The organism is Streptomyces sp. PH10-H1, from assembly GCF_030063355.1.
In the GTDB taxonomy this organism is placed as follows: domain Bacteria; phylum Actinomycetota; class Actinomycetes; order Streptomycetales; family Streptomycetaceae; genus Actinacidiphila.
This window is the reverse complement of the sequence record NZ_JASISZ010000023.1, coordinates 36,033-47,661: the sequence shown is the minus strand read 5'-3', so window position 1 is coordinate 47,661 and position 11,629 is coordinate 36,033. Positions and strand designations below refer to the sequence as shown.

9 protein-coding genes are annotated in these 11,629 nt (G+C 72.1%); 7 read left to right on the top strand and 2 right to left on the bottom strand.

Annotated features, from left to right (window positions below):
- Positions 1-86: 86 nt before the first annotated feature.
- Together QMK24_RS16345 and QMK24_RS16340 are read right to left on the bottom strand one after the other, a co-directional pair.
- Positions 87-710, bottom strand: a complete 624-nt coding sequence (locus QMK24_RS16345) for a histidine phosphatase family protein (protein WP_283466717.1) — start codon at positions 708-710, stop codon at positions 87-89.
- 91 nt (positions 711-801) lie between these two features.
- Positions 802-1,722 (bottom strand): DMT family transporter, encoded by a 921-nt coding sequence (locus tag QMK24_RS16340; protein WP_283466716.1) that lies wholly within the window; start codon positions 1,720-1,722, stop codon positions 802-804.
- A gap of 291 nt (positions 1,723-2,013) precedes the next feature.
- Between QMK24_RS16340 and QMK24_RS16335 the strand changes: the two genes are divergently transcribed.
- The 7 genes from QMK24_RS16335 to QMK24_RS16305 all read left to right on the top strand — a co-directional run bounded on the left by QMK24_RS16335 (position 2,014) and on the right by QMK24_RS16305 (position 11,364).
- Positions 2,014-2,898 carry a polysaccharide deacetylase family protein gene (locus QMK24_RS16335; protein ID WP_283466714.1) on the top strand — a complete coding sequence of 295 codons (885 nt, stop codon included), beginning with the start codon at positions 2,014-2,016 and terminating at the stop codon, positions 2,896-2,898.
- A gap of 139 nt (positions 2,899-3,037) precedes the next feature.
- Positions 3,038-3,538, top strand: coding sequence for a VOC family protein (locus QMK24_RS16330; protein WP_283466713.1), 501 nt, complete (start codon positions 3,038-3,040; stop codon positions 3,536-3,538).
- Between the two features lie 180 nt (positions 3,539-3,718).
- Positions 3,719-4,030 (top strand): L-rhamnose mutarotase, encoded by a 312-nt coding sequence (locus tag QMK24_RS16325; protein WP_283466712.1) that lies wholly within the window; start codon positions 3,719-3,721, stop codon positions 4,028-4,030.
- On the top strand, positions 4,027-4,878 hold the full coding sequence (locus tag QMK24_RS16320; protein ID WP_283466710.1) for an amidohydrolase family protein: 852 nt from the start codon (positions 4,027-4,029) through the stop codon (positions 4,876-4,878). The genes QMK24_RS16325 and QMK24_RS16320 overlap by 4 nt, the downstream gene beginning before the upstream one ends.
- Before the next feature lie 321 nt (positions 4,879-5,199).
- The gene (locus tag QMK24_RS16315) at positions 5,200-5,634 is read left to right on the top strand and encodes a subtilase-type protease inhibitor (protein ID WP_283466709.1); all 435 of its coding nucleotides are present in this window, start codon (positions 5,200-5,202) and stop codon (positions 5,632-5,634) included.
- A gap of 364 nt (positions 5,635-5,998) precedes the next feature.
- Positions 5,999-10,000, top strand: coding sequence for a Pls/PosA family non-ribosomal peptide synthetase (locus QMK24_RS16310; RefSeq protein WP_283466707.1), 4,002 nt, complete (start codon positions 5,999-6,001; stop codon positions 9,998-10,000).
- Positions 10,000-11,364 (top strand): M1 family metallopeptidase, encoded by a 1,365-nt coding sequence (locus QMK24_RS16305; RefSeq protein ID WP_283466706.1) that lies wholly within the window; start codon positions 10,000-10,002, stop codon positions 11,362-11,364. Before QMK24_RS16310 ends, QMK24_RS16305 begins: the two co-directional genes overlap by 1 nt.
- Positions 11,365-11,629 lie beyond the last annotated feature (265 nt).

Below are 11,629 nucleotides of genomic sequence, written 5' to 3'. Positions count from 1 at the left end.
GTGTCGGGGGTGCCGGCCCTGGTGCACAGAGGGCGACATGCCGGTGACCCGGCGTGTCCCGGCGCCGGTCGGCGGCCTGAATAGGCCTACGGGGCGTGATTCCAGGACACGAGGACGGGATGGCCGTGCTCGGTGCCGATCCGGCTGACGGTCCCGGTGGCGAGCTGGAACAGCGCGCCGGCCGCCGGGGGCAGACCCAGTCTGCGCGCGGTGAGGACCCGCAGGAAGTGGGCGTGGGCGACCAGGACGATGTCGCCGTCCGCGCCGTCCGCGCCGTCCGCGCCGTCCGCGCCGTCGCGGATCGCGGCGTCCACCCGGGCGAGTACCCGGTCGGCGCGCGCTCCGACCTCCTCCGGCAGCTCGCCGGGATGCCCGGGGACGCCGGGCGGCACGCCGTCGGCCCACAGGTTCCAGTCCGGCCGGGTCCGGTGGATGTCGGCCGTGGTGACGCCCTCGTAGCCGCCGTAGTCCCACTCGTGCAGATCGGGGTCGATGCGCGCCTCGCCGAGACCGGCGAGTTTGGCGGTGTGCACCGCGCGCCCCAGCGGGCTGGTGAACACGAGGGAGATCCGGAACCGCGCCAGCAGGGGCGCCAGGCCGCGGGCCTGCTCCTCGCCGCGGGCGGTGAGCGGCAGGTCGGTATAGCTGGTGTGCTGCCCCGACGCGCTCCACTCGGTCTCGCCGTGCCGGACCAGGATCAGTTCACCCATGGCGGGCGCCTCTTTCTCTTCACCAGTGCTCAACAGCTGCGACGCTACGCCCAGCGGGTGCGCGACCGCGCACACCCCCTCCCGCGCCCGGTCAGCTCCCCGTGGAGGTGAGCGCCTCGGACCTCGGTTCATCGGCCCGGGCGTCCTCCGGCTGCCCGTACCAGGCGACCGCCACGGCGCCCGTCACGGCCAGGACGAAGCCGACGGCCGCCACCCAGCCGAAGCCGTTGCGGGAGGTGTCGCCGAGCCAGACCACACCGAGAATGCCCGGCACCACGGTCTCGCCGACCACCAGCGCGGCCGTGGCGCCGTTGATCGAGCCGATCTGCAGGGCCACCGTGTGGAGGTACATGCCGCCGATGCCGGCGATCAGGATCGCGTACAGGGCGGGGTCGGCCAGCAGGGTGGGGAGGTCGAAGGGGTCCACGCCGTCCAGTACCCGCACGCCGACGCCGAGCGCGCCGAAGCCCAGCCCTGACAGCAGGCCGGCCAGGATGGCGCCGCGTGCGCCGAGGCGGTGCACCAACAGGCTGCCGGCCCCGATGATCGCGACGGCGGCCGCGAGCAGCCACCAGTGGGTGGCACGCGGGGTGTGCCCGCTGCCTTCCGGGCCCGCCGCCGTGGCCAGCAGTACCAGGGCGGAGCAGACGACGCCGATGGAGATCCACTCGGGCCGGCTCAGCCGGATGCCGAGCAGTCTGATGCTCAGGACCGCGGTGATCACCAGGTTCGCGCTGATCACCGTCTGCGAGAGGAACAGCGGCAGCAGCCGGGCGGCCAGTGCCCCGAGCGCGAAACCGATGAAGTCCAGCACGGTGCCGAGCATGAACTCCCAGGTCACGGCTGCCTTCGCGGTGGAGGACAGGCTCGGTCCGCCGTGCTGGGTGGTCCCGGTGGTGGAGGCGGCGGCCGTCTCCTGGCGGGCGGACTTGCGGGATCCCAGGGCCTGCAGGACCGACCCCGTGCCGTAGCAGGCCGATGCCGCGACGGCTGTCAGAAGGCCGATGTACACCAAGAGCTCCGTTCCCGTACCACTGCGTTGCGCTGTCCACCGCTTCGCGCCTGTCACCGCTTCGCGCTGCGGAGATCATCTCCTCCGGTGTAGTGGACGCGTCGCCGGGGACGAAAGTTCCGTATACCGGGCGCTGTGTGCGCTGGTGCGGCGCGGCGCGGTCCGTTCGTCCCGCCGACACACCGGCGGCGGGGGTGGCGGCGACCACAGCGGAGACTGCATCGTATGGTCATATGAACTGGCTGGTTAGGGCCGGGGTGGGTGCGCCATGGATCATGTTCGGGGGAACGGATGTCGCTGAGTCGCCGGGCGCTGCTCACGGTCGTGGCGGGCGGATTCCTGGCGGGGTGCGAGTCCGCACCGGATCCCACGGCGCGGACGGTGCCCCCGCCGACCGTGGCGCGTCCGACCGACGGCCCGGCCCGTACGCCGTCACCGGTGCCGTCTTCGCCCGGGGCGGTACCTCGGGTGACCCGCGCCGAGATGGTCGCCCAGTACGGCCGGACGAAGGCCACCACCTGGGGTTTCACGGCTCCGGGGGTGGTCACCGAGCTGCCGTCCGCCGCCAGGCCGGCGATCGCGCTGACCTTCGACGCGTGCGGGGGGCCGGGTGGCGGCGGCTATGACGAGGCTCTGATCGACCTGCTGCGGGCGCGCAAGGTGCCCGCGACCCTGTTCCTCAACGCGCGTTGGATCGACGCCAACCGCGCGCACTTCGAGCAGCTCGCGGGCGATCCGCTCTTCGAGATCGCCAATCACGGGACACGTCACCGGCCGCTGTCGGTGTCCGGGCGCGCCGCGTACGGCATCGGCGGGACGCGCGACGCGGGAGAGGTGTTCGACGAGGTCGCGGGGAACCGCGACAAGCTCACCGCCCTGCTCGGACATCCGCCGCGTTTCTTCCGCTCCGGCACCGCGTACTGCGACGACGTCGCAGCGCGCATCGTCGCCGACCTCGGGGAACGCTTCGCCGGTTTCAGCGTCAACGCCGACGCGGGGGCGACCTTCACTCCCGCCCAGGTGCACCGCTCCACACTCACCGCGACCGCCGGGTCCATCGTCATCGGGCATATGAACCATCCGGCGGGAGGCACCGCCCGGGGCATGGCCCGCGCGCTCCCGGAGATGCTCGCGGCCGGCCATCGCTTCGTCCGGCTCTCCGACGCGGTGCACTGAGGTCACGCTGCACTGAGGCCACAGCGGTCGGCAGGGGAGGAAGCCCCGAAGCGATTACTTGAACTTTCAAATTGGTGGGCGTACCGTCGGAGAAGTACCCCCGACCACGGGGGCGACCGAGTACGACCAGGAGTGCCCCATGCCTGTACGCCGCCTCAACCACGCAGTGCTCTACATCCGCGACGTCCCGCGCGCCGTCGAGTTCTACACCGATGTCTTCGGCTTCAGAGTCGATGTGGAGATCCCCGGCCGGGCCGCGTTCCTCAGTGCTCAGGACACCCTCAACGACCACGACCTCGGCCTCTTCGCGATCGGCGCGGACGCCCCGGGCCCCGAGCAGGGCCGGGTCGGCCTGTACCACCTGGCCTGGGAGGTCGGCACGCTCGGCGAACTCGCCGACACCGCCGCCAAGCTGACCGAGCGCGGCGCGCTCGTCGGCGCGACCAACCACCTGGTGTCGAAGTCCCTGTACGCCAAGGACCCCGACGGCAACGAGTTCGAGATCATGTGGCGGGTGCCGCGCGAGGACTGGCCGTCCGAGGACGAGCCGAACCGGATCCGCACGCTGGACCTGCAGGAGTCGATCGACCGCTGGGGCCCCGACCTGAAGACCGGCGCCGCCGCGGGCTCGGCCACCTGACCGGCACCTCCCCGCACCTTCCGGTGCGGCATCGGGGTCGTTGATCCCCTTCTCAGGAGCGGCCGCCGCGGGTGATATTGAACTCGATCACGAATGAACTCGATCACGTCATGGGCGCGTACGGCACACGCGCCCCGGCGTCATCGCCGTGCCGCCCAGCGCCGACGCCGAGGAGCCGCCGTGAGAGTCGCCCTGCACACCAAGGTCCGCGCCGACCGGACCGCCGAGTACGACGCCGCGCACCGCGGGGTGCCGGAAGAACTCGTGCACGCCATCCGGGCCGCGGGCGCGACATCGTGGACGATCTGGCGCAGCGGCACCGACCTCTTCCACGTCATCGAGGTCGACGACTACGCCGCGATGATCGCCGCGCTGGAGAAACTGCCGGTCAACACCGCCTGGCAGGCCAGGATGGGTGAACTCCTCGATGTCGCGCACGACTACTCCGCCGACGGCGCGGACGCGTCGCTGCCCGTGGTGTGGGAGCTGTGACGCCGGTGCCGGTCGTCGACGCCCACCACCATGTATGGGATCTGTCGGTCCGCGACCAGGACTGGATCACCGGCGCGGAACTCGCCCCGCTGCGCCGGAACTTCACCCTCGCGGAGCTGGAGCCCCCGGCGCGGGCCGCCGGCATCGGGGCGACCGTACTCGTCCAGACGATCACGGTGGCCGAAGAGACCCCGGAATTCCTCGCGCTGGCCGCCGGAAGCGATCTGGTGGCCGGCGTCGTCGGCTGGACGGACCTGACGGCGCCCGACGTGGCCGACACGCTCGCCGCCCTGCGCGAACTGCCGGGCGGCGAGCGCCTGGTGGGCATCCGGCACCAGGTCCAGGGCGAGCCCGACCCGCGCTGGCTGCTGCGCCCCGAGGTGCTCCGCGGACTGCGGGCCGTCGCCCGCGCGGGGCTCGCCTACGACCTGCTGGTCCTGCCGCACCAGCTCCCGGCCGCGGCCGAGGCCGCCGCCGCACTGCCCGAACTGACCTTTGTCCTCGACCACCTGGGCAAGCCTCCCATCGCATCCGGTGAACTGCTTCGGTGGGCCGAGCGGGTGCGGGCGCTGGCGGCGGTGCCGAACAACGTGTGCAAGCTCTCCGGCATGGTGACCGAGGCCGACTGGGCCGATTGGTCGGTGGCGGATCTGCGTCCGTTCGCGGATACCGTCCTGGAGGCGTTCGGTCCTGAGCGGCTGATGTTCGGCTCCGACTGGCCCGTCTGCCTCCTCGCCGCCTCGTACGGGGAAGTGGCCGACACGGCCCGCGCCCTGATGGCCGCGCTGAGTCCGGCCGAGCGCGACGCCGTCTTCGGAGGGACCGCCACGGCCGTATACGGGCTCTGATCGCGCCGGCCCGCGGTGATGGTGGCGCTCAGTGGTCGCGTTCAGCGGTGGTTTCCGGTCGAGAGCGGTCGGCCGGGAACCACTGGGCTGCGACGTTCTCGCAGGTCGCAGACGTGACAACTCCTGCCAGACGTACAGTTGTCCGTATGCTGGACGGCTCGCGCGGTGCGCCGGGAGGGACGCTGAGCTGCCTGGATCGCACAACGAGCCATCGGGTGATCACGCACCGCGACCGGAAGTGATCGTTCAAGATGCGCTCATGTGACCTCTCCGTAAGACTCCTGTCCGTTATCCGCAACCAACGGAGAAGGAGTGTTCGGAATGCGCTACACCCTAGGTGCGATCGGGCTGGGAGCCGCGCTGGCTGTCAGCTGTGTGGCGGGCACCAGCGGGACCGCGCGGGCTGAATCCCCTCAGCCCCAACGGCTGTACGCACCGTCGGCGATGGTGCTGACCATCGGCAGGGGCGAGAACGTGTCGACCGCCGCGGTCCAGCGGGCCGTACTGCTGCGCTGTCGCCCCACCCCGGGCGGCGACCACCCGTCGGCACAAGCGGCGTGTACGGAACTGAACGTCGCCGGCGGCGACTTCGCCGCGCTGTTAGCCAGCGACCCCGGCAAGATCTGCCCCCGGATCTGGGACCCGGTCGTGGTCACCGCCGACGGAGTCTGGCAGGGGCAGCGGGTCTCGTACGCCCACACTTACGCGAACTCCTGCGTCATGGGGGGCGAAACGGGCCCGGTTTTCGCCTTCTGAGCCGCGCTGAACGCCCGTAGATCGGTGTGGCGGGACTGTTGTGATACCGGCCACTCGGGGCAAACCCGGCAGGCTGTGTTCACCAACCGCCGGTAACGTGTCCCTTCGGCCTGATTGCCGTGGCACGGATGCTGCGGAGCCGGTGCACCAAGAGCCCGGCGAGTCCCGGCGTGTGCGTAGCCGCCCGGGTGGGCCGGGACGGTCGTGGGGGCCGTCCCCGGAGCAGGCCCCGCAGCGCACGGCGAACAGTCCAGATATATCGGAGGGTAAGAATGCGTCCGTTCCTGGCCGGCATTGATCGGATCGACGCGCACTGTGCGCCGCCGCCCTTCACACCGGCCGGGAACGGGAGCGTGAGCGCTGTATGACGCTGGTCGAGGCACCTCAACTGACGTTCGGCCCACTGCTCGAGGGGTTGGGGACCCAGGCGCCGCGCGCTGTCTTCTCCGGGCACGGCTCCGCCCCCGAGCGGACCCTGCTCGACATCTTGGCGGAGACCGCCCGCAGGCACCCGAACGGTCCAGCTGTCGACGACGGGACCACGGCGCTGAACTACCGCGCGCTGGCCACGGAGACCGAAGCGATGCGGCTGCGACTCGCGGCCGCCGGCATCGGCGCCGGCGACCGGGTCGGCATCCGGGTGCCGTCCGGCACCGTCGACCTCTACATCTCGATCCTCGCGGTGCTGGCGGCGGGCGCCGCCTATGTGCCCGTGGACGCCGAGGACCCCGACGAGCGCGCCGAGCTGGTCTTCTCCGAAGCGGGGGTGAGCGCCGTCATCGGCGCCCACCGCGAGATCCGCCCCTGCGGCACGCCGCACGGCGTCGTGGGCCGGCGGCCGGGACCCGACGACGACGCGTGGATCATCTTCACCTCGGGCTCGACGGGCAAGCCCAAGGGCGTCGCCGTCACCCACCGCAGCGCCGCGGCGTTCGTGGACGCCGAGGCCAGGCTGTTCCTCACCGAGGAGCCCATCGGACCGGGCGACCGGGTGCTGGCCGGCCTGTCGGTCGCCTTCGACGCCTCCTGCGAGGAGATGTGGCTGGCCTGGCGGTACGGCGCCTGCCTGGTGGCAGCGCCGCGCTCGCTGGTCCGCACCGGGCTCGATCTGGGCCCCTGGCTGGTCGAGCAGCGCATCACCGTCGTGTCCACGGTCCCCACCCTGGCAGCGCTGTGGCCCACCGAGGCACTCGACGACGTCCGGTTGCTGATCTTCGGCGGCGAGGCGTGCCCGCCCGAACTCGCCGAGCGGATGGCCGTCGAGGGCCGCGAGGTGTGGAACACCTACGGCCCGACCGAGGCCACCGTTGTCGCCTGCGCCGCCCAGCTCACCGGCGAGGGCCCGGTCCGGATCGGGCTGCCGCTCGACGGCTGGGATCTGGCGGTCGTGGACGCCCGCGGGGAGACCGTGCCCATGGGTGAGGTCGGTGAGCTGGTCATCGGCGGTGTCGGGCTGGCCCGATACCTGGACGCGGACAAGGACGCCGAGAAGTACGCGCCGCTGCCCTCGCTGGGCTGGTCGCGCGCCTACCGCAGCGGGGACCTGGTCCGTGCCGAATCCGCCGGGCTGCTGTTCGTCGGCAGGGCGGACGAGCAGATCAAGCTGGGCGGGCGCCGTATCGAACTCGGCGAGGTCGACGCGGCCCTGCAGGCCCTGCCGAACGTCGCGGGCGCGGCGGCCGCCGTCCGCACCACCCGGGGCGGCAACCAGATCCTCGTCGGCTACGTGGTGAGCGCGGAGACCGACGCGAGCACGGAGAACGCCGGAACGGAGACCGACGCGAGCAGCGAAGACGGGGCCGGTACGGAGCACGGCGCCGGCGCGTTCGACCCCGTCGATGCGCTGCGCCGGCTGCGCGAGGCGCTGCCCGCCTCGCTGGTGCCGCTCATCGCGGTGGTCGCCACCCTGCCCACCCGTACCTCCGGCAAGGTCGACCGCGCCGCGCTGCCCTGGCCGCTGCCGGCTCTGGACACCGCCGGGCAGGACAGCCCGCTGGAGGGCACCGAGGCCTGGCTGGCCGAACAGTGGGCCGAGATCCTGGGCACCTCCGTCGGTACCGCCGACGCCGAGTTCTTCGCCATCGGCGGCAGCAGCCTGGGCGCCGCCCGGCTCGTCGCCCTCATCCGCGAACGCTTCCCGAACATCTCCGTCAGCGACATCTACCAGAACCCGTCGCTGGGCGGGCTGGCGCGCGTCCTGGACGCGTCGGACGCCCGCGAGAGCGCCGTGCGGACCGTACGCCCCACCCCCCTTCGCGCCGCCGCCGTGCAGCTGGCGCTGATGCTCCCGCTGCTGACCGTCTCCGGACTGCGCTGGGCCGTGGGAGTCGCCGCGCTGAACAACGTGCTCGCCCGGTACGGCGACTTCCCGTGGGCGCCCACCGTGTCCTGGTGGTGGGTGGCGCTGGGCTGGCTGCTGTGCGTCAGCTCCGCCGGCCGGGTCGCCATCGCGGCGGGGGGCGCGCGCCTCCTGCTGCGCGGCGTACGCCCGGGCACGTATCCGCGCGGTGGCAGCGTCCACCTGCGGCTGTGGACGGCCGAGCGCCTCGCCGAACGCAGCGGCGCGGCTAACCTGACCGGCACTTGGATCACCCACTACGCCCGCGCGCTCGGCGCGCGGATCGGCGCCGACGCCGACCTGCACTCGCTGCCGCCCGTCACCGGAATGCTGCGGCTCGGCAAGGGCAGCGCCATCGAACCCGAGGTCGACCTGTCGGGCCACTGGGTCGACGGCGACCTGCTGCACATCGGCAAAATCCGGATCGGCGCGGGCGCCACGGTCGGCGCGCGCAGCACCCTGTTCCCCGGCGCCCGGGTCGGCAAGCGCGCCGAGATCGCGCCGGGCTCCGGCGTGACCGGCGCGGTACCGGCCGGGCAGCGCTGGTCGGGCGTCCCGGCGGCCCGGTCCGGCAAGGCCGCCCACCGCTGGCCGGGCAGCCGCCCGCCGCGCACTCGCCGGTGGACCCTCGTCTACGGGCTCACCTCCACCGCGCTGGGCCTGCTGCCCGCGCTGGCCGCGCTTCCCGGACTGCTGACGCTCGTCCTGTTCGTCCGCGGCGAGTCCGCGCCCGGTGCCGCGCTCACCGCCGCGCTGATCGCGGTACCGCTGGCCACGGTGGTGTCGCTGGTCACCTACGCGCTGCTCGTCCTGGGCCTGGTACGGGCGCTGGGCACCGGACTGCGCGAGGGTTATCACGCCGTGCACAGCCCCGTCGCCTGGCGGGCCTGGGCGACCGAGCGGCTGATGAACACCGCCCGCGTCGTGCTCTTCCCGATGTACGCCAGCCTGTTCACCCCGGTGTGGCTGCGCGCGCTGGGCATGAAGGTCGGCCGGCGCGTCGAGGCGTCGACCGTCCTGGCGCTGCCCGCCATGACGACGGTCGGCGACGGCGCGTTCCTCGCCGACGACACGATGATCGCCACCTACGAACTCGGCGGCGGCTGGATGCGCATCGCGGCCGCCCGCGTCGGCAAGCGGGCCTTCCTGGGCAACTCCGGGATGACCGCACCCGGCCGCTCGGTACCGAAGAACGGGCTGGTCGGTGTGCTGTCCTCGACACCGAAGGGAGCCAAGGCGGGCAGCTCCTGGCTGGGCATGCCGCCGATGAAACTGCCGCGGCCCACCGAGGCCGGCGACCAGAGCCGTACCTACGATCCGCCCCGCGCGCTGATGGTGGCCCGTGCCGCCGTAGAACTCTGCCGGATCGTGCCGGTCATGTGCACGGTGGCCCTCGCCGTGCTGGTCGTGGGCGCCTTCGAGGCGCTGGCGAGTACGGAGGGACCAGCCGTCGCGGCCCTGTGCGCCGGACTGCTTCCGGCGGCAGCGGGCGTCGTGGCCTGCGCGGTGACCGCCGCGGCCAAGTGGCTGCTGGTCGGCAGGTTCCGGGCGGTGGAGCATCCGCTGTGGAGCTCCTTCGTATGGCGCAATGAGCTCGCGGACACCTTCGTCGAGGTGCTCGCCGTGCCGTGGCTGGTGGGATCGACCGCCGGCACCCCGCTGATGAACCTGTGGCTGCGGACGCTCGGTGCGCGGATCGGACGCGGCGCCTGGTGCGAGACGTACTGGCTGCCGGAGGCCGACCTCGTGCGGGTGGGAGCCGGGGCGACCGTCAACCGGGGCTGCGTCGTGCAGACCCATCTGTTCCACGACCGGATCATGCGCATGGACGCGGTGACGCTGGGGGATGGTTCAACCCTGGGGCCGCATGGCATCGTGCTCCCCGGCGCGACCATCGGGCCGCGCACCACCATCGGTCCTGCGTCGCTCGTCATGCGCGGCGAGTCGGTGCCCGAGGGCACCCGCTGGCTCGGCAATCCGATCGCCGCCTGGCACACCGACCGGCACGCAGAGGGGACGCGCAGGTAGTGAGCAACGCACCGGGGGGCGGCCGCGCGGCCGCCCCCGCCAGGCCCGGGGCAGCCGTCTCCACCGACTCGTACCTTCCAGAACACGGCAACGGCGGCTACCGCACGGTGCGCTACGAACTAGACCTGGACTTCCGGCCGAGCACCGACCGGCTGTCGGGCCGGGCGCGGATCTCCGCCGTCACCGATCAGGCGCTCTCCGAGTTCAGCCTCGATTTCGGCGCGTTCCGTATCGACCGGGTACTGGTGGACGGCAAACGCCCCGCCCGCTACACCCACCGCGCCGGCAAGCTGCGGGTGCGGCCGGCCCGCGAACTGCCCGCCGGGGCGCCCTTCACCATCGAGGTGCACTACGTCGGCACGCCCCGCCCGGTCCGCAGCCGTTACTGGGGCGACCTCGGCTGGGAGCCTCTGGAGTACGGGGCGCTGGTGGCCAGCCAGCCGATCGGCGCTCCCTCGTGGTTCCCCTGCAACGACCACCCCGCCGACAAGGCCACCTATCGCATCGCGGTGACCGCGCCGTCGCCGTGCACGGTGCTCGTCAACGGCACCCTGGAGTCCTGCACCATCGGCGCCTCCACCACGACCTGGGTCTATGAGCAGCGGGCCCCGATGGCCAGCTATCTCGCCAGCGTCCAGATCGGCCCCTACGAGCTGCTGGAACATCTCGGCGGCCCGGTCCCGCAGCCCGCGGCCGTCCCGTCGGCGCTGCTCGCACCGTTCGCCCATGACTTCGGCCGCCAGCCGGAGATGATGGCCCTGTTCCAGGACCTCTTCGGCCCGTACCCCTTCGACGACTACGCGGTGGTCGTGGTCGACGAGGAGCTGGAAGTACCGGTCGAGGCGCAGGCGCTGTCGGTCTTCGGCGCCAACCACATCGACGGACGCCGCGGCTTCGAGCGCCTGGTGGCCCATGAGCTGGCCCACCAGTGGTTCGGCAACAGCCTCACGCTCGCCGACTGGCGGCACATATGGCTGAACGAGGGCTTCGCCTGTTACGCCGAATGGCTGTGGTCGGAGGCCGCCGGCGGTGCCCCCGCCTCGGTCCTGGCCGCCCGCGCGCATGCCCGGCTCGCCGGGCTGCCCCAGGACCTGCGGGTCGGCGACCCCGGTGTCCGGTACATGTTCGACGACCGCATCTACAAGCGCGGCGCGCTCGCGCTGCACGCGCTGCGAACGACAGTCGGTGACACCGCCTTCTTCGCGCTGCTGCGCGCGTGGACGTCGGAGCACCGCCACGGCACCGTCGCCACCGAGCAGTTCACCGCCCTCGCGAAGCGGTACACCCTGCTTCCGCTGGACGGCCTCTTCACCGCGTGGCTGCGCGAGACCCCGCTCCCGGCGCTGCCACGAGCCGGCGGCTGAGCGGAATTGGCCCCTCCGCTGCGGCGCCTGATGTCGAGTCAGTGGATGCAACTTCTTTACGGATATCGGTGTGTCGTGAGTGAAGGCTGCCAAATACCTCCCGCTTCAAGGGGGTTGGGCGTCAAACGGTGAACAGTAAAACGGGATAAGTCCCACTTATTGACGCAATGGCAACAGCGCCGTAACTATCACATCGTCAGGAGAGCGCCCTCGCAGCTGTGGTGATCACCGATTGGAGACGCCATGTCCGGCACTCCCCAGTTCC

What these genes read in the sequence shown, in the direction of transcription:
- QMK24_RS16345 (WP_283466717.1), bottom strand. Translation starts at nt 710, where the DNA reads ATGGGTGAACTGATCCTGGTCCGGCACGGCGAGACCGAGTGGAGCGCG.
- QMK24_RS16335 (WP_283466714.1), top strand. Translation starts at nt 2,014, where the DNA reads ATGTCGCTGAGTCGCCGGGCGCTGCTCACGGTCGTGGCGGGCGGATTC.
- QMK24_RS16330 (WP_283466713.1), top strand. Translation starts at nt 3,038, where the DNA reads ATGCCTGTACGCCGCCTCAACCACGCAGTGCTCTACATCCGCGACGTC.
- QMK24_RS16315 (WP_283466709.1), top strand. Translation starts at nt 5,200, where the DNA reads ATGCGCTACACCCTAGGTGCGATCGGGCTGGGAGCCGCGCTGGCTGTC.
- QMK24_RS16310 (WP_283466707.1), top strand. Translation starts at nt 5,999, where the DNA reads ATGACGCTGGTCGAGGCACCTCAACTGACGTTCGGCCCACTGCTCGAG.